17 protein-coding genes are annotated in these 22102 nt (G+C 68.5%); 4 read left to right on the forward strand and 13 right to left on the reverse strand.

Going from position 1 to position 22102, the window contains the following annotated elements; translation table 11 throughout:
* Positions 1–8 precede the first annotated feature (8 nt).
* The 3 genes from recD to recC are packed head-to-tail and all read right to left on the reverse strand — an operon-like array spanning position 9 to position 8676.
* The gene (recD, locus tag N5C28_RS22495) at positions 9–1850 is read right to left on the reverse strand and encodes an exodeoxyribonuclease V subunit alpha (protein WP_279825587.1); all 1842 of its coding nucleotides are present in this window, start codon (positions 1848–1850) and stop codon (positions 9–11) included.
* On the reverse strand, positions 1850–5392 hold the full coding sequence (gene recB / locus N5C28_RS22500) for an exodeoxyribonuclease V subunit beta (protein WP_279825588.1): 3543 nt from the start codon (positions 5390–5392) through the stop codon (positions 1850–1852). The genes recD and recB overlap by 1 nt, the downstream gene beginning before the upstream one ends.
* Entirely contained in the window at positions 5389–8676 is a 3288-nt protein-coding gene (gene recC, locus N5C28_RS22505; protein ID WP_279825590.1) for an exodeoxyribonuclease V subunit gamma, read from the reverse strand. The genes recB and recC overlap by 4 nt, the downstream gene beginning before the upstream one ends.
* A 195-nt stretch (positions 8677–8871) precedes the next feature.
* Here recC and N5C28_RS22510 point away from each other — a divergent pair, with 195 nt between their 5' ends.
* Positions 8872–10518 (forward strand): Na/Pi cotransporter family protein, encoded by a 1647-nt coding sequence (locus N5C28_RS22510; protein ID WP_279825591.1) that lies wholly within the window; start codon positions 8872–8874, stop codon positions 10516–10518.
* A gap of 4 nt (positions 10519–10522) precedes the next feature.
* Here the strand turns inward: N5C28_RS22510 and N5C28_RS22515 are convergent, their stop codons facing one another.
* Together N5C28_RS22515 and N5C28_RS22520 are read right to left on the reverse strand one after the other, a co-directional pair.
* Complete coding sequence (locus tag N5C28_RS22515; RefSeq protein WP_279825593.1) at positions 10523–11839, reverse strand: MFS transporter; 1317 nt, start codon at positions 11837–11839, stop codon at positions 10523–10525.
* A gap of 134 nt (positions 11840–11973) precedes the next feature.
* Positions 11974–12942 (reverse strand): TAXI family TRAP transporter solute-binding subunit, encoded by a 969-nt coding sequence (locus tag N5C28_RS22520; RefSeq protein WP_279825594.1) that lies wholly within the window; start codon positions 12940–12942, stop codon positions 11974–11976.
* Positions 12943–13087: 145 nt separating this feature from the next.
* On the opposite strand from N5C28_RS22520, the gene N5C28_RS22525 reads away from it, so the two are divergent.
* The gene (locus N5C28_RS22525; protein ID WP_279825595.1) at positions 13088–14116 is read left to right on the forward strand and encodes an AraC family transcriptional regulator; all 1029 of its coding nucleotides are present in this window, start codon (positions 13088–13090) and stop codon (positions 14114–14116) included.
* A gap of 1 nt (position 14117) precedes the next feature.
* Here N5C28_RS22525 and N5C28_RS22530 read toward each other — a convergent pair whose 3' ends face one another.
* A complete protein-coding gene (locus N5C28_RS22530) occupies positions 14118–15080 on the reverse strand; it encodes an NAD-dependent epimerase/dehydratase family protein (RefSeq protein ID WP_279825596.1) in 963 nt (320 codons plus the stop codon).
* Positions 15081–15255: 175 nt separating this feature from the next.
* Between N5C28_RS22530 and N5C28_RS22535 the strand changes: the two genes are divergently transcribed.
* Together N5C28_RS22535 and N5C28_RS22540 are read left to right on the forward strand one after the other, a co-directional pair.
* Positions 15256–16635 carry an insulinase family protein gene (locus N5C28_RS22535; protein ID WP_279825598.1) on the forward strand — a complete coding sequence of 460 codons (1380 nt, stop codon included), beginning with the start codon at positions 15256–15258 and terminating at the stop codon, positions 16633–16635.
* 103 nt (positions 16636–16738) lie between these two features.
* A complete protein-coding gene (locus tag N5C28_RS22540) occupies positions 16739–17752 on the forward strand; it encodes a DUF5924 family protein (RefSeq protein ID WP_279825599.1) in 1014 nt (337 codons plus the stop codon).
* Between the two features lie 16 nt (positions 17753–17768).
* Here the strand turns inward: N5C28_RS22540 and N5C28_RS22545 are convergent, their stop codons facing one another.
* The 7 genes from N5C28_RS22545 to N5C28_RS22575 all read right to left on the reverse strand — a co-directional run bounded on the left by N5C28_RS22545 (position 17769) and on the right by N5C28_RS22575 (position 21885).
* On the reverse strand, positions 17769–18998 hold the full coding sequence (locus N5C28_RS22545) for a spore maturation protein (RefSeq protein ID WP_279825600.1): 1230 nt from the start codon (positions 18996–18998) through the stop codon (positions 17769–17771).
* 120 nt (positions 18999–19118) lie between these two features.
* On the reverse strand, positions 19119–19580 hold the full coding sequence (locus N5C28_RS22550) for an inhibitor of vertebrate lysozyme family protein (protein ID WP_279825602.1): 462 nt from the start codon (positions 19578–19580) through the stop codon (positions 19119–19121).
* Positions 19581–19595: 15 nt separating this feature from the next.
* Positions 19596–19757, reverse strand: coding sequence for a DUF1328 domain-containing protein (locus N5C28_RS22555; RefSeq protein ID WP_279825604.1), 162 nt, complete (start codon positions 19755–19757; stop codon positions 19596–19598).
* A 46-nt stretch (positions 19758–19803) separates the two neighbouring features.
* Entirely contained in the window at positions 19804–20007 is a 204-nt protein-coding gene (locus tag N5C28_RS22560) for a hypothetical protein (protein WP_279825605.1), read from the reverse strand.
* Between the two features lie 30 nt (positions 20008–20037).
* Positions 20038–20277 (reverse strand): hypothetical protein, encoded by a 240-nt coding sequence (locus N5C28_RS22565; protein WP_279825606.1) that lies wholly within the window; start codon positions 20275–20277, stop codon positions 20038–20040.
* Between the two features lie 250 nt (positions 20278–20527).
* Positions 20528–20962, reverse strand: coding sequence for a PA2169 family four-helix-bundle protein (locus N5C28_RS22570; protein WP_279825607.1), 435 nt, complete (start codon positions 20960–20962; stop codon positions 20528–20530).
* 83 nt (positions 20963–21045) lie between these two features.
* Positions 21046–21885 (reverse strand): BON domain-containing protein, encoded by an 840-nt coding sequence (locus N5C28_RS22575; RefSeq protein ID WP_279825608.1) that lies wholly within the window; start codon positions 21883–21885, stop codon positions 21046–21048.
* Positions 21886–22102: the final 217 nt, after the last annotated feature.

Genomic DNA, 22102 nt, shown 5'->3' on the forward strand with positions numbered 1-22102 from the left:
AAAAACTCCTAACTGAACAGATCGAGTTGGCCCCGCTCACTCGCGGGTATGGCCGGGCCAGTGGTGCTGGCGCCGGTTGACGCCAGGCGCTCGGCCAACCCCGCCGCGCGCTCGGCGCGGGTGGCGACGGCATCGCCCAGGCGCTGGGCCAGGCCCCAGATTTCCACCTTGTGCTTGGCCCGGGTGATGCCGGTGTAGAACAGGCTGCGGGTCAGCAGCGGGCTGGGTTGCTCGGGCAGCACCAGCAGCACTTCGCTGAACTCCGAGCCCTGGCTCTTGTGCACGGTCATGGCGAAGGCACTGTCGTGGCTCGGCAGACGGGCAGGGGCGAAGAAGCGGAAGCCCTCTTCGCCTTCAAAGCACACCCGCAGGCCGTGTTCGGTCTGCAGGCAAATACCGATGTCACCGTTGAACAGGCCCAGGGCGTAGTCGTTCTGGCGCACCATCACCGGCCGGCCAATGTACCAGCGCTCACGGCTGGCGACCTGGGAGCGGCGCTTGATGCGCGCTTCCAGCGCCTCGTTGAGCCCGGCCACGCCCCAGGCGCCCTCACGCTGCGCGGTCAGCGCGCGGAAGGCGTTGAAAGCGTCGAAGGTGGCCTGCGGCTCGCCCGTTCGAGCCGTGGCGATAAAGGGCGCGTAGCCCTGGTCCAGGCGCTCCAGCAGGTCGGCGGGCGTCGGCTGCTCGTACCAGGCCAGGTCCGCACGCCCCTCTCGAAGCAGCGCGAGGGTACCGGCCACGTCGCCGCCGTTGATCCGCCGTGCCAGTTCGCCGATGCCGCTGTCGCCGGCGAAACGGTGGCTGTGGGTCAGCAGCACCACCGCATCGCCCAGGGCCGATCGGGGTGTTTCCACCGCCACCTGTTGGCCGGTGATGCGCTGCAAATCCGCCGCGGCCTGGGCATCGAAGCCCCGGCCTTCGCACAGTTCGGCGAACACCGCACCGGCTTCCACGGCGGCCAGTTGGTCCTTGTCGCCCAGCAGGATCAGCCGCGCCGAGGGCGGCAGGGCATCCACCAGCTTGGCCATCAGTGCCAGGTCGACCATGGACGCTTCGTCCACCACCAGCACGTCGAGGGCCAGCGGGTTGGCCGCGTGATGCCGCACCTGCGGGCTGTCGCCCCGGCTGCCGAGCAGGCGGTGCAGGGTGCGCGCCTCGTCAGGCAGGGCGGCCTTGATCGCCTCGCTGACCGGCAGGCTGGCCTTGGCCGAACGGATCGCCTCGGCCATGCGCGCCGCGGCCTTGCCGGTGGGCGCCGCCAGGCCGATGGCCAGTGCGCCGCCTTCGGACTGCTCCAGCAGGGCCGCCAGCAGGCGCACCACGGTGGTGGTCTTGCCGGTGCCGGGGCCGCCGGAAATCACCGCCAGCTTGCGCCGCACCGCCTGGGCCGCCGCCAGGCGCTGCCAATCCGGTTGCTGGGTGTTGAAGGTAAACAGCCGCGTCAGGCTCTCACCCAGACGCACCTCATCGATCGCCGGCCAATCGGCCGCGCGGCTCAGCAAGCGCTCGGCCAGTTGCTGCTCGTAGGCGTGGTAGCGCGCCAGGTAGAGCCGTCCGCCGTCGAGAATCAGCGGGGCGAATTCACCGCTCGCGCCCACCAAGGGGCTGGCCGTCAGGACGCGCTGCCACTCTGCGAGCGGCGGCAGGCTGAACGGGTGCTCCGGCCAGGGCCGCTGGCCGGCCAGGCGCGCCAGCGGCAGGCACACGTCGCCGCGCTCCAGGGCCGCGCAGAGCAGCGCCGCCGAGGCCAGCACCAGCGAATCGGCCTCGGGATCGAGCCGCGTCAGGCTGTCGACCAGGGCGCGTTCCAACTGGCCAAGGGGCAGGTCATTGAGCACGGTACTGGCCATCAGTGCGCCCCCTCGAACAACTGGTCCAGGGCATCCAGCAGGCTGTCCGCCGGGCGGGCGAAGTACACGCCGGCACCGGGCATGCCGCGCAGGAACAGGTAGTAGGCGCCGCCCAGCTGATCCGAGGTGAAGTCGCTCAGGCGCTGGCGCAGGAAGCGCCGTAGCGCCACCAGGTAGATCTGGTACTGCAAGTAGTAGTGCTCGGCGGCGAGGGCCTGGAGCAGGCGCTCGCCGCTGTAGTGGCTGACATCCGGGCCGAGCCAGTTGGATTTGTAGTCGGCGATGTACCAGCGCCCTTGGTGCTCGAAAGTCAGGTCGATAAAACCCTTGAGGAAGCCCTTGAGGCTGTCGAACTCCAGGCGCGCCGCCGCATCGCGCATCGGCGCCGGCAGACCATGGGCCGGGTCGGCCAGAATCGCCCGCAGACGCTGCACGTCGAGCCCGGCCACCGGGAAGGTGAAGCCCAGCTCGGGCAGGCGCCTGGCCGGTTCGAGCGTGGCCAGGGTCAGCCCCTGGCCATCCAGATCGGTGTCGATCACCCGCTGCAGGTGCTCCAGCGCCACGGCGCTCCAGTCGCTGCTGATGCCGTGGCCGCCGAGGGCCGGCTCCACCAGCTCGGACAGCGGCGCCTTGCCGCGTGCCCAGTCTTCGAGGATGGCGTGCAGGCAGGTACCGGCCCGCGCGCCGCGGGGGAAGGCGAAGAAGCCCGTGCCCGGCTCGGCGGCATCCGGCAACGCCAGGCCGTCGCGATCCGGCGCCTCCATGTGCATCCCGGCGGCCAGGCCGGAGAAGCTGCCGATGCGCCAGGCGCTGTACAGCGCGCGCTGCAGCGTGGCCAGGTGCTGGGGCGCCGGGGCGCGCTGCTCGCCGGCGGCGCTGGCTTCCGCCTCGCGCAGCGGCTGCAGGACCATGCCGCCCTGGCTGCCATCCACCAGCAACTCGACCTCCAGCTTCAGGCTGGCCGGGGTCTGCGTCTGCAGGTGGCCGGCCATCTCGCGCAGGGCGTCCTCGCCCGGCAACTGGCGGCCGTGCAGCAACCAGGCCAGGGCGCTGCTGTGCAGGCCACTGTCGGCCAGGGAACCGTCCTTCTTCGGTTTGCAGTCAACCGGTCCCCAGTGCAGCCACAGGCGGTCACGGGCACGGGTCAGGGCCACGTAGGTGAGCCGCAGTTTTTCGGCGAAGCGCTCATGGCGCGCGCGCTCGCGGTGGTCGTCCAATTGCTCGCCACCCAGGTCGAGCAGCGGCGTGCCGTCGTCGGCGTGGCAGCTGATGTCTTCGTGTTGACGCAGCAGCGCGCCGTCCCACAGGTAGGGGCAGAACACCAGCGGGTACTCCAGGCCCTTGGACGTGTGGATGGTGACGATCTGCACCCGCTCGGCATCGCTTTCCAGGCGCAGCAGCGCTTCCTCGCCGTGGCTTTCCGCGGTGCGCTGGGCGTTGAACCAGGCGATCAGCGATTCCAGGCCGGGGCGCTGCAGGCTTTCGGTCTGCAGCAGTTCGGCCAGGTGCAGCAGGTTGGTCAGGCGCCGTTCGCCATCGACCAGCGCCAGCAGGCGCGGCGCCACCTGCTGCTCGTCCAGCCAGGCACGGAACACGCGCATGAAACCCTGCTGCTGCCACAGCTGGTGATAGCGCTCGGCGGCTTCCCGCTCCAGGTCCCAGGCCTGCGCGTCCTCGGTGCAGGCGGCCAGGTCGGCGGCGCTGCGGCCCAGCAGGCGGGTGGCCAGGGCGTAACGCAGCACGCCTTCGCGACCCGGCTCGGCATAGGCGGCCAGCACCGCGCCCAACTCTTCGGCCTCCTCGCTGTGCCAGACGCTTTCCTTGCCACGGCGCACGCTGGGCACGCCGCGTGCCGACAGCTCGTCCGCCACTTCCCCGGCCTGGCGGTGGCTGGCGACCAGCACGGCAATGTCGCCGCCGCGCAGTGGCGTGCGCTCAGTGTTCTGCTCGAAATACGCCTCGCCGGCGGCACTGGCCGCCAGCAGCGCCGCAATGCGCCGGGCCGTGTCACGCGCCGCGAGGCTGCCGGCCTCGCCCTTGCCGAGGTAGTCGTCGTCCAGCCAGACCAGCGCCAGCGGCGCTTCGTCCTCACCCTCCACGGCCGGCAGCACCAGGCGCGCGCGGTCGCGCTCGCTGGCACCGACACGGGGATACACCAGGCCTTCTTCGGCGAACGGCCGTGGGCGGTCGAACAACCGGTTCAGGGCGTCGATCAGTTCCGGCGTGGAGCGGTGGTTGGTGGCCAGGCTGTACTGCCGCGCCGCCTCTTCGCGCGCCTTGAGGTAAGTCGCCAGGTCGGCACCGCGGAAAGCGTAGATGGCCTGCTTGGGATCGCCAACGAAACACAGGTCGCCGGCCCCGTCGTAGATGCGGTGGAACACCTGGTACTGCACCGGGTCGGTGTCCTGGAATTCATCGATCAGCGCCACCGGGTACTGGTTGCGCAGCGCCTGCGCCAGGTGCTCGCCGCCCTCGCCGTGCAGCGCCTGCTGCAGGCGGTTGAGCAGGTCGTCGAAGGCCAGCAGGCGTTGCGCGGCCTTGCGCGCCGGCAGTTGCTCATCGAGCTGGCCGATCAGTCGCACCTGCAGGTCGATCAACCGCCGGGCGGCCTGGGGCTGGGCGTCGTCCAGCGCCTCGCAGAGGCTCTGCAGGGCCTCGCAAAGCGGGCTGGGCGGCGCCTCGACATCCTTCTTGCAGGCCTTGGCCAGGCCATCACGGGACAGGCGACGGTAGGCGTCACTCTTGCTGAACAGCGCCGCGGCATCGCTGAAGTAACCGTCCAGCTCGCTCTGCCAGGCGCCCAGCTTGGCGGCATCGACCATGTTGCTCTTGAAACCGCCGAACGCCTTGAGCTGCACCAGCCAGTCGCCGCTGTGCGCCAGCCACAGGCGCTGCGCCTGGGCCCAGGCCTCGCGCAAGGCGCCCAGGTCGGCATCGGCGCCCGGCTGCGGCTCGATACGCAGATAGGGTTTGCCCAGGTGATTGCGCAGGCGCTGACGCAGGCTCTGCGGGGTGATCTTTTGCTGCACCAGGAATGCCGCCCATTCCGGCTCGGCGCTGGCCAACTCATGGCGCCAGAGGTCGGCCAGCAGCGCGTCGAGGATTTCCCGGTCGTCCTGGGTCAGCTCGTTGTCGAAATCGCCACCGGCCTCGAAGGCCGCATCCTGCAGGGCCCGCTGGCAAAAACCGTGGATGGTGAAGATCGCCGCTTCGTCGAAGCCATGCACGGCCAGCAGCAGCCGGCGGTGACTGGCATCGTCCGGGTACTGGGCGTGCAGGCGGTTGAGCAGGTCGTCCGCACCCGGCCCGTGTTCATAGACGGCGAGCAGCTCGGCCAGGCGCTTGCGGATGCGCTCGCGCAGCTCGGCGGTGGCGGCGGTGGTGAAGGTCACCACCAGGATCTGCCCGACAGTGAGCTGCTTTTCCAGCAACAGGCGCGCGTAGAGCGCGGTCAGCGTCCAGGTCTTGCCGGTGCCGGCGCTGGCCTCGATCAGCGAGCGCCCGCTGAAGCTGTCCTGCAGCAGGTCGAGTGACTGGCTCATTCGTCGTCCTCGCCCTGCAGGGCATCCAGGGCCGGGCCGTACAGCTGCTCGGCCAGTGCCTCGAAGGTGGCGTCCAGTGGGTCGCGGTCACGGAAGGCCAGGGCATTCCACGGGTCCTGGCCTTCGCCGGTCATGAAGTCGTTGCCTTGCCACATCACCCGCGCTTCGCTGCGCGCGGCGTCGATCGGTTCCTTGCGGCCCGGGTGGCGCCATTTATGGGCAAAGCCGTGGCTGCACTTGGCGAACAGCGGCAGCGGCTCGCACAGCGCCCGCTGGTAGGCCTGCAGCCAGGGCTCGAGCAACGCGCGGGCATCGACCAGCGGGCCCAGGCGCCATTCGCTTTTCGGCGACAACAGGCGGCTGTCGCGGGCGATGCCGGCCCCGGCGGCGCAATTGAGCAGCAGGTGGCGCAGCCAGAACGGCGCCAGCTCCCAGGCGCCGAGGTCGCGCAGGCGGTAGTCGAACAGGCCCTCGTCGGTCACGCCCTCGAGCCAACCGTGGATGCGTACGCCAGCCAGCTCGATGTCCACCAGCAGCGGCTGGGGCGCACCGGCCGGGCGCTCATCGAGCAGGGTCGGGGCGAAGGCACGGATCGGCCCGCGAATCTGTCCCCAATGCGCCTGGCCCAGTTCGCCCACCGGCAGCCAGCCGGACGCCGCCGCCAGGGCCCGTTCTTCCTGCTCGCTCCAGCCGTTCTCGAAGGCTTGCAGGGCCAGTTGGCGCAGGCCGTGCTGGCGCGTCCACTCGACACTGAACGGCTCGTCGCCGGCCAGCGCCTCTTCGCTCTGCACCAGGCGCAGGCCGAGACGCTGCTCCAGCAGGTAGCGCGTCGGGTGCTTGAAGCAATGGATCAGCTGGCTCGGTTCCAGGGTCAGCGCCGCGCCATCGTCGTCTGGCGCAGCCAGGGTGGTGGCGAAGGGCGGTGCGGCCGCGGCGGGCTGGTTGAGGCGCTGCGCGGCGCGGAACCAGGAGCCGGCGAAGCCCAGGTGGCGGTCGCCGCCGAAGTTGCCGGGGGCGAACGGCTGCAGCGGGTGGTCGATGGTGATGTGCTGGCTGACCCTGTCGTTGGCCGGCGCTTCGTCGCGGCTGAAGCCCCTCCCACACACCGCGGTGAGGTCGACCACATCCAGCAGTTCGCTGACCAGCACCGAGGGCGGCAGCTCGGCGTTGCTGCGCGGGTCACGGCCAACGTGGCTGAGGTACAGGCCATCACGGGCCGACAGCAGGGTTTCCAGCAGCAGGTAGCGGTCGTCCAGGCGCCGCGCGCGGTCACCTCGACGGGGGCGCTGGCTGATCAGGTCGAAACCGGCGGCCGGGGTGCGGCGCGGCAGGGCGCCGTCGTCCAGCCCCAGCAGGCAGACGTGGCGGAACGGCAGGCTGCGCATCGGCACCATGGTGCAGAAGGTCACCGCACCGGTGAGAAACCCCGAAGCGCCGCCACCCTGCTCCAGCGCCGCCGTCAGTTGCTGGCGCACCAGGGCCAGTTCCAGCGGCCGTTCGATGCCGGCGGCATCAGCCTGCTCCTTGAGCGCGGCGCAGGCCTTGGCCAGCAACAGCAGGGTTTCCCCGGCCTCGCGCTCGTCGAACAGATCGTCGATCACCTGTTGCAGCGACTCGGCCCAGGCCGCCAGCGGCCGCGCGCGTTGCAGCTCACGGGCCAGCGCGGACAGACGCTCGACGAAGCCGATCAGGCGGCCGAGCAGCTGCGCGCGGCCACCTTCGAGGGCATCCAGCGGCCAGTTGCCGCCCAGCAGCGGGGCCTGCTGGCCGGCCAGTTGCGGGGGCACGGCGAAGCCCAGCAGCAGACGATCCAGGCCCTGGCGCCAGGTGAACGCGGCGTCCGCCGGCAGGCCCAGGTCACGCCGGTGCGCCTCGTCCCGACCCCAGCGCACGCCGGCATCGCGCAGCCAGTCGCGCAGCAGCGGCAGGTCTTCGGCCTCGATGCCGGCGCGGCGGGCGATGGCCGGCTGTTCCAGCCAGGCCAGTACCTCTTCGGCGGTGAAACGGCTGTCGGGCAACGCCAGCAGGCCGAGGAAGGCTTCGATCAGCGGCAGCTCGGCGCGCAGGCTGCGGTCGGCCAGGCTGTAGGGAATACGCGGGGCGGACGCGGCGCGGGGCGCAAACACGGCTTCGATATAGGGCGCGTAGCGTTCGATGTCGGGGGTCAGTACCACCACCTGGTCCGGGGTCAGCGTCGGGTCGGCGGCAAAACGCGCCAGCAGCTGGTCGTGGAGAATTTCCACTTCGCGCAGCGGCGAATGGGCGACGTGCACTTCCAGCGAGCGGTCGTCGTCGCGCAGCACCAGGCGTTCTTCCGGCAGCCGTGTGCGCAGGCGCAGGATGTCGTTCTGCAGGGCACGCAGCAGGCTGCTGTCGTGCAGGTCGGCGTCTTCGGAATAGACGCCCAGTTCCTGGCAGCCCTCGCCGGAGGCCAGGGCGAACAGGCTGTCGAAGAAATCCCGGCCTTGCTTGCCGAGGCTCGCCAGCAGCGGGTGACCGACATCCAGGTACCAGTCGTCCGGGTTCAGCTCGGGTTGCCGCGCCAGCTCGTGGATATCGCGGATTTCGCCCCAGGCCTCACGGCACGGGTTGAGCGCGAACAGCACCACCTCGGTGTGCCGGGCCAGGCCCTCGAGCACCCGCAGGTGGTGGGCCGGCAGGCTGCTGATGCCGAACACCAGCAGGCGCTCGGGCAGGCCGTCGATCGGTTGCGAGTCGTGCAGGCGCCGCAGCAGGTCGTCAAGCAGGCGCGCGCGGTGCGGGTGGCCGTCCCGGGTCAGTTCGCGCCAGAGCAGGGCCTGCCAGGCTTCGTCCAGCCCCAGGTCGAGCAGCTCGTTGCGCTCCCAGGCGGCCAGCCAGTCGTCGCGGTACAGCAGGTATTGGTCGAATACGTCGGCGATCTTCGCCGCCAGGGACAGGCGCCGGCGTTCATCGCCGCCTTCCAGGTAGTGGGCCAGGCGCGGCGCTTCGGCGACATTCGCCGGCTCGCACAACCAGTCGTACAGGCGCCAGCTCAGGGTGCCGGGGGAAAAGGCCGACTGCTCGGGCAACTGCCCCAGCACCTGGCGCGACAGATCCCAGACGAACGCCGAGGGCAATTGCACGTCCAATTGCATGGCGATGCCCTGTTTGCGCGCCAGCTCCAGCGTCAGCCAGCGCCCGATACCCTGACTCGGCACCACCACCCGCGCAGCGGCGAACGGCTCGCGCAGCGGCTGCGCCAGCAGGGTGGTGGCCAGCTCGCCAAGGGTTTCCAGGTCGGACGCGTGGTACAGGGTCAGCATCGGGCAGGCCAGCTCCATTCGGTCGGGCTAGGTTACCAGTTCAACCCCAGCGGCGGGATCGCCCGATGGCCACTGGCACATCGGATCATCCGCGACTAAAGCTAAAGATGAGGCCGGCCCGCGCATGGCCTTCCATAACACGTGCGGCCCCCTGCAGGCGTGCAGGCGGGCGGCCACCGCCAGGGGAGATGCACGATGCTGACCCTGCTCAACCTGCTCTCGGCCATCGCGCTGCTGATCTGGGGCACGCACATCGTGCGCAGCGGCATCCTGCGGGTGTACGGCTCGCACCTGCGCAACGTGCTCAGCCGCCACGCCGACAACCGGCCGCTGGCCTTCGTCGCCGGGATCGGCGTCACCGCCCTGGTGCAGAGCAGCAACGCCACCGCGCTGCTGGTCACCTCCTTCGTCAGCCAGGGGCTGATGGCCCTGACGCCGGCCCTGGCGATCATGCTCGGCGCCGACGTGGGCACTGCGCTGATGGCCCGGGTGCTCACGCTGGACCTGAGCTGGCTGTCGCCGCTGCTGATCTTTCTCGGGGTGGTGTTCTTTCTCTCGCGCAAACAGACCCGCGCCGGCCAGCTCGGCCGCGTGGCCATCGGCCTGGGGTTGATCATCCTGGCGCTGGAGCTGATCGTCGCCGCCGCCACGCCGATCACCCAGGCCCAGGGCATCAAGGTGCTGTTCGCCTCGCTCACCGGCGACCTGCTGCTGGATGCCCTGGTCGGCGCGCTGTTCGCGCTGATTTCCTACTCCAGCCTGGCCGCCGTGCTGCTCACCGCGACCCTGACCGGCGCCGGCCTGATCAGCCTGCCGGTGGCCATCGGCCTGGTGATCGGCGCCAACATCGGCAGCGGCCTGCTGGCCTTTCTCACCAGCAGCCTGCAGACCCCGGCGGGCCGGCGCGTGGCCCTGGGCAGCCTGCTGTACAAGCTGATCGGCCTGCTGCTGGTGATCCCGGTGCTGGACCCGCTGGCGAGCTGGCTGGACAGCTTCGACTGGCGCCCGGCGGAGCTGGTGATCGGCTTTCACCTGCTCTACAACGGCCTGCGCTGCCTGCTGATGCTGCCGAGCATCGGCCTGATGGCGCGCTTCTGCAATTGGCTGCTGCCGGATCGCGCCGACGACAGCGGCGTGGCGCGCGCTCGCCATCTCGACCCCACGGCCCTGGCCACGCCGAGCCTGGCCCTGGCCAACGCGGTGCGCGAGACGCTGCGCATCGGCGACCTGATCGACACCATGCTCGGCCACCTGCTGGAGGTGCTGCGCGACAGCCAGCCCGCGCAGAGCCGCGAGCTGCGCCGCCTCGATGATGACGTGGAGGCGCTGTACAGCGCGGTCAAGCTGTACCTGGCCCAGGTGCCACGGGAGGTGCTGAGCGAGCAGGACAGCCGGCGCTGGGCGGAAATCATCGAGCTGGCGGTCAACCTCAAGCAGGCCGGGAGCATCATCGAACGCATGCTCGGCAAGGTGCAGGATCAGAAGACCGCGCAGCGCCATTCCTTCTCCGACAGTGGCCTGGAGGAGCTGACCAGCCTGCATGCGCACCTGATGGCCAACCTGCGCCTGGGGCTGAGCGTGTTCCTCAGCGCCGACACCGAGAGCGCACGCCAACTGCTGCGCGAGAAACGCCGCTTCCGCGCCCGGGAGCGGCACCTGGCCCATGCCCATGTCGGGCGCCTGCACCACCAGGTGCTGCAAAGCATCGAGACCAGCTCCCTGCACCTCGAACTGATCGCCGACATGAAGCGCCTCAACTCGCTGTTCTGCGCCAGCGCCTACGTGGTGCTGGAGGCCTGGGAAACCGGCGCGCTGTCGGCCGGGGAGGTGGGCGGCGAATGAGCCGTCAGGTCGGCCGGTAGTCCAGGGAGCGCTTGGACGATTCCGGCAGCGCCATGCCGCCGGCCAGGGCCAGCAGGGCGATGGCGATCAGGTAGAAGGCCGGCGACATGCGGTTGCCGGTCTGCTCGATCAGCCAGGTCGCCACCAGCGGCGCGGTGCCGCCGAACACCGTGTACGCCAGGTTGTAGGTGAACGCCGAGGCGGTGTAGCGCACCCGGGTCGGGAACTGCTCGGACAGCAGCACCGCCGTCACCACGCCGCAGATCACCGCGCCCACGGCCAGCAGCGCCGCTCCCAGTGCCGAGGCCAGCAGACTGCCAGAGCCCGCCAGCATGAACGCCGGGTAGACCGCGACGATCAGGCAGGTGCAGGCAGTAAAGATGGTGCGCCGGCGCCCGACCCAGTCCGAGTAGCGCCCCACCAGCGGACACAGCAGCGCGGCGAACACCAGGGCCATCAGGCTGGCGAGCAGGGCGGTGGGCCGCGAGGCGCCGCCGACCACCTGCATGTAAGTCGTGAGGTAGGTGGTGAAGGTGTAGAACGACAGCGCCGTGGCGGAAATGAACGCCGACAGGCAGAGGATCGTGCCGCCGTGTTGCTGCAGGGTTTCCTTCAGCGGCGAATGGGCGGCCTGGGGCGCGGCCGCCAGGGCACGGAATGCAGGCGACTCGTCCAGGTGCATGCGCATGTACAGGCCGATCAGGCCCAGGGGCGCGGCGATCAGGAACGGCACGCGCCAGCCCCAGTCCTGCATCTGCGCCTCGCTCAACAGCAGGCCCATGCCGAACACGATCCCGGCGGCCGCGGCGAAAGCCATGAAGGTCGAGACCGGCACGAAGCTGCCGTAGCGAGCCTTCTGCTCGGTAGGCGCGTGCTCCATGACGAAGGCGCAGGCGCCGGCGTACTCGCCACCGGCGGAAAAGCCCTGGACACAGCGGGCCAGGGCCAGCAGCAGCGGGGCGAATAGGCCGATGGTGGCATAGGTCGGCAGCAGGCCGATGAGGGTGGTGGCGCCAGCCATCAGCAACACGGTGATGGCCAGGATGCGCTTGCGCCCGATCTTGTCGCCAAGAATGCCGAAGAAGATCCCGCCCAGCGGTCGCAGGGCGAACGACACGGCGAACACGGCGAAGGTCTGCAGCAGCGCCAGGGACGCATTGCCCGGCGGAAAGAACAGGCTGGCGATGGTCACGGCGAGGAAGCCGTAGACGGCAAAGTCGAACCACTCGACGAAGTTGCCGATGGCCGAGGCAGCGATGACCTTGCGCAGGGTGGCCGGGTCGACGGCGGGGGTGGTGTGGGAGAGGTCGTGGGCTGTCATGGTCGCTCCGTGCCGGCCGGTAGTCACGGACACCTCTAGCCTGGGCCTTGGCGTCCACCTACCGGCAACCTACCGGGCTTGCCCGCCCCACCGGCTTCCGGATGCGACCCACAGGCAACCGGCAGCGACACCGCCTACAGCCAGCCGCGCTCCCGGTAGTAGCGCAGCGCGCCTTCGTGCAGCGGCGCGCTGAGGCCGGCGCGGATCATTTCGTCTTCCTTCAGCTCGGCGAAGGTCGGGTGCATGCGCCGCAGCCGCTCCAGGTTGTCGAACACGGCCTTGACCAACTGATAGACCATTTCCGCATCGGCATTGGCCGAGGTGGCGAACACCGCCCGAGTGCCGAGCGAGGCGGTGGCGCCCGGCGTGCCCCGGTACAGCCCGCCGGGGATTTCGGCCCGGGTGTAGTAGACCTTGGTCGCCAGCAGCGCATCGACCAGCGTGCCCTCCAGCGGCACCAGCACCACGTCGTTGGCCAGGGTCGCTTCCTTGATCGCGCCGTTGGGGTGGCCGACGAAATAGCCCATGGCATCGATGCTGCCGTCGCCCAGGGCAAGAATCTGCTCGGCCGGCTTCAGCTCCGCCACCAGGCCGAAGGCCGAGAGGTCCCAGCCCTTGGCCTGGAGAATGTCCTCGAAGGCGCTGCGCTGCCCCGAACCCGCGCTGCCGATGCTGACCCGCTTGCCCCGCAGGTCATCGAACCCCTGGATACCGGTTTCGCGCCGGACCAGGATCGCCAGCACTTCGTTGTGCAGGGAGAACAGCGCGCGCACATCGTGCATCGCCCCGGCACCCTCGAACGGCGGCAGGCCGTTGAGCGCCTTGTACTGGTGGTCCGACTGGACGATGGCGAAATCGAACTCGCCGCTGCGCAGGCCATTGACGTTGGCCACGCCACCGCCACTGGACGGTGCCTTGCAGCGCAAGCCGTGGGCGGCGGTATCGGTGTTGAGGAACCGGCAGATCGCCTGGCCGGCCACGTAGTACACCCCGGTCTGCGCCCCGGTACCGATGCTGACGAAACGCGCCTCGGGCGAGTCGCCGGCCACCGCACCGGTGGCGAGTGCCGCGCAGAAAAGCCCTGCAAGGAATCGACGGTTCAAGGGGAAGCTCCTGTCCTGATCGCTGCCTGTCCCACACAGCCTAAACGCTGGGACGCATTTTGCCCGGCACAGGTTCACAGCAGCGGCACGGTCGTGGTGCGCGGGCGGGCTATCGCCGCGGCATGCCTTTAGGCAGAATCGACCCATGCCCACGTCAACCCCCGATCCGCGCCACGCCTCAGTCAGCGCCAGCCTCACCCAAGCGGTGCTGCATGCCGCCGGCCGCCTCGGCGTGGACCGCGCCAGCCTGCTGGCCGGCTGCGGCCTCACGGAAAGCCAGCTGGTTGATCCGGATGCGCGCCTGCCGTTCGCCACCCAGGAAGCCCTGTGGCAGCAGCTCAGTCGCCTGCCGCACAGCGAGCCGGGGCTGGCACTGGGGCTCAACCTGGCGCCAGGGCCGTTCAGCGTGCTGGGCTACCTGCTGCAGAGCAGCGCCACCCTGGGCGACGCCCTGGCGGCCGGCCTGCGCTACCAGCGCCTGGTGGGCGAGGGCGGCGAGCTGCACCGGCACGAGCAGGGCGAGGAAGTGCACCTGCTGTACCGCCCCCTGCACCCGAACCTGCCGGCCACCCGCACCCGGGTGCTGGCGCTGATGGCCAACTGGGTGCAGATGGTCACGCCGCTGCTGCATGACTTCCGCCCGCTGCGGGCACAGTTCGTTCATGCCCAGCCCACGGACCTCGCGCCCTACACCGAGGTCTTCGCCTGCCCGCTGCAATTCTCGGCCCCGGACTACGGGCTGGTGCTGCCGAAAGCGCTGCTCACGGCGCCGCTGATCCAGGCCAACTCGCCGCTGCAGAGCCTGCTGCGCCAACATGCCGAAGCGCTGCTCGCGCGCCTGCCCAGCGAAGGCCTGAGTGCCCGGGTGGTGACCCTGCTCGGCGAACAGCTGGCCCATGGCGAACCGGATCGCAGCGAGCTGGCGCGAGCGCTGAACCTCAGCGAACGCACCCTGCAACGGCGCCTGGCGGAAGAAGGCAGCAGCTACCAGCAGTTGCTCAACGACACCCGTCGGCAACTGGCCGAGCACCACCTGAGCAGCGGCACGTTGCCGGCGGCGGAAATCGCCCTGCTGCTGGGCTACTCCGAGCCCAGCGTGTTCTTCCGCGCGTTCCGCCAGTGGACCGGCCTGACGCCGGGCGAATACCGCAGCCAGCAGCACAGCAAGGGCTGAGTCAGGCGCGGGCGCTGATGCCCTGGGCCTGCAGGAAGGCCAGGAAGGCCTCGCGGGTGCTGTAGCGCGGGGTGTAGCCGAAACCGTCCTTCAGGCGCTGGTTGGCCAGCACCGGCCGGTAGCGCAGAAAATCCAGCTGTTCCGGCCCATAGGGCGTCAGCCCCAGGGGTTTGAGCACCCGCAGCGCGGTGCGGATCAGCCCGGCCGGCAGCGGCCGGTAGGGCTTGCCGAGCAGCTCGGCGATCTCGCGCAGCGACAGCGCCCCGTCGCCGGCCAGGTTGAAGATGCCCTCGGCGCCCCGCTCGAGGCCTTGACCGATGATGTTGACCACGTCCTGGTCCCAGATGAACACGAAGCGGCTGTCGCTGCCGCGAATGCCCATGACGCTGCGCTTCTTGAACAGCTCGGTGATCTGGTTGTTCACCTGTTTGCCGAGGATGGTGCCAGGGCGCAGGATCAGTTGCTTCAGGGCCGGGTGGCGCTGACGCGCCTCGGCCAGCAGTTCCTCGACCTCGCGCTTGTGCCGGGCATAGGCGAATTCGGCGTGACCACGCAGCGGGTGATCTTCGTCGATCCACTCGGCATTTTCCGGGAAATAGCCATAAGCGGCACCGGAACTGGTCACAATCAACTGCTCGACGCCCTCCGCCGCCGCGGCCTCCACCACAGCCTGGGTGCCGCCCACATCGATGGCGTGCAGCTGTGCGTCGCTCATGCCACGGGGCGGGGTGACGACCGAGGCCAGGTGCACGATGGCCTGCGGCTGCCAGGTGGCGATGCAGTCCCGCACGGCCCGGGCCTGGCTGATGTCGAGCAACACCGGCTCGACGTTCAGGCGCAGGGTCTTGCGGCTCTGCGGCCGGATGTCGGCGGCGATCAGCGTCCAGTCCGGGTGCTGGATGGCCAGTTGGTCGAGCACTTGCTGGCCGATGAAGCCCGCCGCTCCGGTGATCAAGACACGCATAGCCACCCCTCGGTTGTTCAGTGAACGCCGCCGGCCCACCCGCGGGCCTGGCGCTCGAAGCAGCTTAGAGCGAGGCCCCGCCGACAGCAGTGACGGAGCCGGCCAGCGGCCATGGCCAATCGCGACAGCCGGCGTCTGCGAGTATGCTGCCCGGGTGACCGTCAGGAAGACCTTCATGCGTGCCCTGCTGCTGATATGCCTGCTGCTGATCAACACCGCCGTTGCCGAAGACCGCCTGCAGGTCGAGGGCTACCCCCTGGAGAACGGCCTGCAACTGTTGCTCAAGCCCACTGCCGACCGCGGTCATGTGGCGATCCGCCTGGTGGTCGGGGTCGGTTTCGACCAGTTCGGCTGCCGCGACAAGGAGCTGCCGCACCTGCTCGAACACCTGCTGTTCAGTGGCATCGACGACAGCGGCGAGGCCGGTCTGGAAGCGAAGATGCAGGCCCTGGGCGGTGACTGGAACGCCTACACCCGCGACAGCGATACCGCGTACGTGCTGGAAGTCCCGGCACGCAACCAGCGGGCCGCCCTGGACCTGCTGCTGGCCAGCCTGGTGAACACCGAACTGACGGCCGAGAAGCTGGCCGCCGCCCAGCAGGTGATCGAACGCGAGAACGGCGGCCACTATTCCAACCTGCAACGCCTGCTCGACCGGCAGAACACCAGCCGGGACGCGCACCAGCAACTGGCCGTGGAACTGGGCCTGGAATGCCCCGAGCGGGCCCAGGTCGATCACCTGCAGTTGGCCCAGCTCGAACGCCTACGCCAGGACTGGTACGTGCCGAACAACATGACGTTGATCGTGGTCGGCGACCTCGACCCGCTGCTGCCCGCCTACCTGGACCGCAGCTACGGCGCCCTGCCGGCCGGCAGCGTGCCCGAGGCACGGGAGCTGCCCGAGGCCCGGGGCGAAGCCGCCAAACGCCGCACCCTGATCACCGGCCTGCTGGACGACACCGCCAGCCTGCACTGGCTGCTGCCCGAACCCTGGGTCGGCGATCACGACCACGAGACCTGGGAGCTGCTGCGCGATTACCTGGACTGGCAGCTCTACCAGGCGCTGCGCCTGGAGCAGCCCTTGAGCTACGGGCCCTGGAGCGCGCGCAACGTGTTCGGCACCAGCAGCTTCTTCAGCCTCAACGTCAAACTGGAACGCCAGGACCGGGACCGGGCCGAACAGGCCATGCGCCAGCTCGGCGCGCACCTCAGCGCAGACGGCCTGGACGCCAGCACCTTCGAACGCCTGCGGCACGTCGCCCTGGCTCGGCTGACCTGGGCCACCCAGGGCAACAGCGCCCTCGCCGATTACTACTGGAACGCCCTGGGCGACTACCAGGACGGACGCTTCAGCGACCCGGCCGTGGGCCTGCGGGCCGTCACTCTGGAACAGGCCAACGAGGCCGTGCGCTTACTGTTCAAGACACCGGGCTACCTGCGCACCGAACAGGCGCTGCTCAGCAGCACCCAGCTGTATGCCGCACTCGTCGTGCTCGGCGCCCTGCTGCTCGGCGGCCTGGTGGGGTGGTGGCGCCGCACCCGCGCCACGCCCTGAGCACCCGCCGTTGATCAGGGCGACCCGGCTATCGGACCGGGGCCCTGGCGAGCCGCCCGGTGGCTGAGTATCCTGCGCCCCCTCGCACCCTGTGATGCCCCCGATGCTCGTCTGGAAAACCTACCTGCTGCGCCTGATCGCCCTGATCCAACGTCATCCGGGGGCCGTGGCGGTGTTCGGCTTCGTCTCCGGGGTCGCCAGTTTCATGCTGGTCGATCGCCAGGCCGAGCTGGCGCGGGTGCTGGCCGCGGTGATGCTGGTGAGCTGGCTGTGGCTGATCCTGGAAAACATGCTGCGCGAGCGCATCGCCGCCTGGTTCGGTTTCGAACTGCCGCCCCCGGTGCTGCGCTACGCGACGCAGATGATCCACCAGGAAAGCCTGTTCTTCGTCCTGCCGTTCTTTTTCATCACCACCACCTGGAACAGCGGGCAGTTGCTGTTCAGCGGCCTGCTGGCCGTGGCGGCACTGGTGTCGATCATCGACCCGCTGTACAACAAGTGGCTGGCGCCCCGGCGCTGGATCTACCTGGCCTACCACACCCTGGCGCTGTTCGCGGTGCTGCTCACGGCCCTGCCGATCATCCTCAAGCTGACCACCACCCAGAGCTACCAGTGGGCCCTGGCCGCCGCGGTGGTGCTGTCGTTCCCCAGCCTGATCGGCATCATCACGGTGAAACGCTGGTGGCGCGGTCTGTTGCTGATCGGCATGACCCTGGCGCTGGGCGGCGCCGGCTGGCTGATGCGGGTCTGGGTGCCACCGGCCACCCTGTGGCTGACCGAAGTGGCCGTGACCACCCAGTTCGACAATCGCAGCCGCTCGCCGGGCGAAAGCGTCAAGGAACTGAGCCTGGCCCAGCTGCGCAGCAGCGGCCTGTACGCCTACACCTCGATCAATGCCCCCCGGGGCCTGAACGAGCGCATCTACCACGTGTGGAGCCGCGACGGCGGCGAAGTCGAGCGCATCGCCCTGGATATCCACGGCGGGCGCAAGAAGGGCTACCGTGCCTGGACCCACAAGCAGAACTTCCCCGTGGACTCGGTGGGCCGCTGGCAGGTGCAGGTGCGCACGGAAGCCGGTCAGATGATCGGCGTGCTGCGCTTCGACGTGGTGGAATGACCGGCGTGTGCGCCGATCAGCCGAAGAACCAGTAGCACACGGCGATGGCCGCGATCACCCCGGACAGCTCGGCCAGCAGCGCACAACCCACGGCATGGCGTGCCCGCTGGATGCCCACCGCGCCGAAGTACACGGCCAGCACGTAGAAGGTGGTTTCCGTGCTGCCCTGGATGGTCGCCGCGGCCAGGGCCGGGAAGCTGTCCACCCCCTGGCTCTGCATGGTTTCGATCAGCATGGCTCGCGCCGCACTGCCGGAGAACGGCTTGACCATCGCCGTGGGCAGCGCATCGACGAAGCGGGTGTCCCAGCCGCCCCATTCGACGATCCAGCGGATGCCGTCCAGGCCGAATTCCAGGGCACCGGACGCGCGCAGCACACCGATGGCGCAGAGCATGGCCACCAGGTACGGCAGCAGGCTCTTGGCCACGTCGAACCCTTCCTTGGCGCCTTCGATGAACTGCTCGTAGACCTGCACCTTGCGCAGCGCACCGATCACCAGGAAGGCCACCACGATGCCGAACAGCGTCAGGTTGCCGAGCAGCGAGGACAGGGCTGCCAGGGCCGTGGCCGACATGCCCGCCAGCAGCGCCATGAAGCTGCCCAGCAGCAGCGCGCCCGGGATCATGTAGGCCAGCACCACCGGGTCCCACAGGCGCAGACGCTGCATGATCGCCACGGAGAACAGCCCCACCAGGGTGGACGCGCTGGTGGCCAGCAGGATTGGCAGGAACACCAGGGTCGGGTCCGGCGCGCCCTGCTGGGCGCGGTACATGAAGATGGTGACGGGCAGCAGGGTCAGGGATGAGGCGTTGAGCACCAGGAACAGGATCTGCGCATTGCTCGCCGTGGTGCTGCTGGGGTTGAGCTCCTGCAGCGCGCGCATGGCCTTGAGGCCGATCGGCGTGGCGGCGTTGTCCAGGCCCAGGCCGTTGGCGGCGAAGTTCATGGTGATCAGGCCGAGGGCCGGGTGGCCGCGGGGCACTTCCGGCATCAGGCGGGCAAACAGCGGGCCGAGCACTTTCGCCAGGGCATCCACCAGGCCGGCCTTTTCCGCGATACGCAGCAGACCGAGCCACAGGGTCAGGGTGCCGAACAGCAGGACCATGACCTCCACCGACAGCTTGGCCATGGCAAACAGGCTTTCGACCATGGCCGCGAATACCGCCGGGTCATCGCCCAGCAACCAGCGCGACAGGCCGGCAATCGCCGCCACCACGAAAAAACTCAGCCACAAGCCGTTCAGCATCGCTTACCTCCCCCAACTGTGCGGGCGATGATAACGCGGCCAACCGCGCTTGGGCGGTCCGGACTCATTTAGCGGCGAAAAGCTGAGCGGGCCGAATGGCCCGCGACAGGGAGGGATCGATCAATACCAGTTCGGGTCGCTCTTGAGCTGCTCTTCCAGCAGCGTCTTCACCCCGTCATCCGGGTCACCCAACCAGCGCAGGGTCGCGTGGTTGCTGGGCGACTTGTCCGCCGGCAATCCCGCCGGCAGCTGGACATACAACGCATAGGCGTCGTCCTTGTCCCAGGTGAAGGCCACATACAGACGCTGGTTATAGCAGTCCTGGGTCTCGCAGAGATGGCCGACGAGGTACTTGTCGCCATCGTCCTCCAGCGCTTGCATGGGCGGAGCCACACCACTGAGGTTCATGACCCATTCGGGCAGGCGGCTCTCGTCCTCGACCAGGTCGCGCCAGGCTTCCTGGAATTGCGGATCGCTGGCCAGCAGCTCGTTGAGACGGAACTCGGCATCGGTATCGGCGGCAGAAGCCGCCGCGCTACCGCCCAGCAACAGGGCGGCAACGAGCGCCTTGAGGGGCTTCATGCAGATCCTCCCAGGTCAGCGAGGGCGGCGGCCCATGATGAAGGAGACGATGAACATCACCAGGAAGACCACGAAAAGAATTTTCGCAATGCCCGTGGCGGTGCCGGCGATACCACCGAAGCCCAGAACGGCAGCGACGATGGCGATGATCAGAAAGGTAATTGCCCAGCTCAACATGGCGTTTCTCCTTGGGTTATGGATGGTGCGGTGCAGCACTTCACTGTCAGCGCATGGCGGCGACGCCGGCCCATTGCGCGCGGTGACCGGTGTCCGCCGTGGGGCGGGCGTCGATCGATGCCTGGTGCATGTCGAAGTCGCTCAGGTCATGGCTCTCGTGGAGGGCCTGGGCGACGGTCAGTGCGCTGCCGAGCATGGCGGCGAGCAGCATGAACAGAGTGACCAGCAGCACGGCGGCGATAATCCACATGGCAGTTCTCCTCTCGTTCGGCGATCGCGGTCAGAACACCCAGCGCCCGGTATTGCGGGGCTGGAAAGTCTGGGTGGCTGGCTGGATGGTGGCGTTGCCCACCTGCTGGATGGTGGGGGCGACCGGCAGCGTGATCGGCTTCACCTGCTGTACGCCTGCCTCGACCTTCTCACTGCGGGACTCACCCAGCAGACCCAGCCCCATCACCAGGGCGACACCCGTCAGCAGGCCCTTGGCCGCGATCTGACGATTGAAAGGATGAGTGTTCATGCCGGATAGCCTCCCTCTGCGTGTATGCCGTTACCGATCCTGTTACAGCGCCACTGCTTGGCTGCGTTTACTGCTACTGCTGATATTGCAGGCTGCATGCCAGCCTTGAGAATAATAAAAATGCTTGTAAATCAATCAGTTAAAAATGGTTTTGCTAACGTCTTGCGGGCAACTTGCACGATGGCGATATTTGGGTCGGGCGTTTTGCACGATCGAATTCGTGGCGGAACGTCCTTGTTCCGTACAGGACTCATTGCATGCTGAGTTTCAGGCTGCGCATGCGGTCATGACAGGCCCGGACCTTGGGCATCTCCACCGCCAGCAGGGCGCGGACATCCGGCTCCGCGCTCTCCAGCGCATCCTCGAAGGCGTGCAGGATGCGGTCCTCGGCTTCTTCCAGCTGCGCCACGTAGGTGGCCTCTTCGTCACTCGACAGGCTGGCGCGGGTGTCGGCGTAGACCTGGCGCAGCTTGCCGATCACGGTGCCCCCCGAAGACGGGGTTTCCTGATTGGCGGCGACTTTCACCGCCAGTGCCTGGATCACCTGGGTCTTGACCTGGGACATGTCGCGGAACAGCGCCTGCAGGCGTACGTCCTTGACCGCGTCGTGGGCGTGCTCGTAGAAGCGCTGCCCATCCCGGGTGATTTCGATCAACTCGTTCAGTTGTGCTGTCTTGCTGGTCATGGTGGTTCTCCTGTATCGGTAGGCCCTGCTCAGCAGCGCCCTGACTGGAGCCGCCGACCACATCGATCGGCGGTAGATGCTCGTCACGAGGCGACACGCAGGGCGTCGGCCTCGACGCCGCGCACGCCACGAATGCTGCGCGCGGTTTCGATCGCCAGTTCCTTCTCGGCCTTGCTGGCCACGGTGCCGCCCAGGTTGACCACGCCATCGCGGGTCTTCACCGAGATGTTCAGGCCGTCGAGGTTGCGGCTGGAGAAGTAGCTGGACTTCACCTTGCTGGTGATCCAGGCGTCGCTGATGATCGCGCCGGCGTTATCGGCCACGCGGCTGACCTCGCTGGTGGTGCCGTCATCGGTGGCGCCCACCTCCAGCTGGTTGTTCACATCGCGGACCCCGTCGGTGTTCTCCGCCAGGCGACCGGCCAGCTCCTTGGCCGCCGGGGTCTGGGCATGACCGCTCAGCATGATCACGCCGTTCTCGGCGCTCACCTTGATGTCCAGCCCTTCGGTGTTGCTGTTCCACAGCAACTTGGATTTCACCGTGGCGGCCAGGGTCGCGTCGTCGAAACGCTGGGCCAGGCCCGAGGAAGACGGCTCCTTGGGTGCGATGCCCGGGTTGACCCGGATCTGGTTGTCGACGTCCTTGACCCCTTCGATGCCCAGGGCGACCTGCTCCGCCAGGTCACGCTCGACGTCCGTTTCCACTTCACCCCCCAGGATGGCGACGCCCTGTTCCACATCGATGGAGATGTCGAACGGGTTGAGGTGTCGGTTCAAGGCAAATGCCGTCCAGATCGATCCTTCCTGACGCGCCTCGCTCAGCGCATTGCTCACATCACCTTCGGCGGCATGAGCGGCCATTGGCAGGCCGCCGAGCAGACTTGCGGTCGCGGTGGCCAGTGCCAGGGTTTTCAATGGGTGCATGGCGACTCCTCCTTCTGCCAGTAACCGATGCCGTCACATTTTTCGTGGCGGATACCAGAACTTTCGCAAGGGCTGTGCCAGCTTTCGACCAGATAGAAATTCGTTATTAATCAAATATTTAGGTGTTCCATCGGGGTACGAGCGGCGTGCACCCTGCAAGGTTCCCTTGAAAAAACCGTGCAACTTGCACGATCTTTTCTGGACTAATCTCTGCAAT

Origin of the sequence: Pseudomonas sp. GD03944, assembly GCF_029839275.1 — a bacterium.
Classification (GTDB): Bacteria; Pseudomonadota; Gammaproteobacteria; order Pseudomonadales; family Pseudomonadaceae; genus Aquipseudomonas.

What these genes read in the sequence shown, in the direction of transcription:
- recC (WP_279825590.1), bottom strand. Translation starts at nt 8,676, where the DNA reads ATGCTGACCCTGTACCACGCGTCCGACCTGGAAACCCTTGGCGAGCTG.
- N5C28_RS22570 (WP_279825607.1), bottom strand. Translation starts at nt 20,962, where the DNA reads ATGACCAGCAAGACAGCACAACTGAACGAGTTGATCGAAATCACCCGG.
- N5C28_RS22555 (WP_279825604.1), bottom strand. Translation starts at nt 19,757, where the DNA reads ATGTTGAGCTGGGCAATTACCTTTCTGATCATCGCCATCGTCGCTGCC.
- N5C28_RS22575 (WP_279825608.1), bottom strand. Translation starts at nt 21,885, where the DNA reads ATGCACCCATTGAAAACCCTGGCACTGGCCACCGCGACCGCAAGTCTG.
- N5C28_RS22550 (WP_279825602.1), bottom strand. Translation starts at nt 19,580, where the DNA reads ATGAAGCCCCTCAAGGCGCTCGTTGCCGCCCTGTTGCTGGGCGGTAGC.
- recB (WP_279825588.1), bottom strand. Translation starts at nt 5,392, where the DNA reads ATGAGCCAGTCACTCGACCTGCTGCAGGACAGCTTCAGCGGGCGCTCG.
- N5C28_RS22510 (WP_279825591.1), top strand. Translation starts at nt 8,872, where the DNA reads ATGCTGACCCTGCTCAACCTGCTCTCGGCCATCGCGCTGCTGATCTGG.
- N5C28_RS22545 (WP_279825600.1), bottom strand. Translation starts at nt 18,998, where the DNA reads ATGCTGAACGGCTTGTGGCTGAGTTTTTTCGTGGTGGCGGCGATTGCC.
- N5C28_RS22530 (WP_279825596.1), bottom strand. Translation starts at nt 15,080, where the DNA reads ATGCGTGTCTTGATCACCGGAGCGGCGGGCTTCATCGGCCAGCAAGTG.
- N5C28_RS22525 (WP_279825595.1), top strand. Translation starts at nt 13,088, where the DNA reads ATGCCCACGTCAACCCCCGATCCGCGCCACGCCTCAGTCAGCGCCAGC.
- recD (WP_279825587.1), bottom strand. Translation starts at nt 1,850, where the DNA reads ATGGCCAGTACCGTGCTCAATGACCTGCCCCTTGGCCAGTTGGAACGC.
- N5C28_RS22560 (WP_279825605.1), bottom strand. Translation starts at nt 20,007, where the DNA reads ATGTGGATTATCGCCGCCGTGCTGCTGGTCACTCTGTTCATGCTGCTC.
- N5C28_RS22565 (WP_279825606.1), bottom strand. Translation starts at nt 20,277, where the DNA reads ATGAACACTCATCCTTTCAATCGTCAGATCGCGGCCAAGGGCCTGCTG.
- N5C28_RS22535 (WP_279825598.1), top strand. Translation starts at nt 15,256, where the DNA reads ATGCGTGCCCTGCTGCTGATATGCCTGCTGCTGATCAACACCGCCGTT.
- N5C28_RS22515 (WP_279825593.1), bottom strand. Translation starts at nt 11,839, where the DNA reads ATGACAGCCCACGACCTCTCCCACACCACCCCCGCCGTCGACCCGGCC.
- N5C28_RS22540 (WP_279825599.1), top strand. Translation starts at nt 16,739, where the DNA reads ATGCTCGTCTGGAAAACCTACCTGCTGCGCCTGATCGCCCTGATCCAA.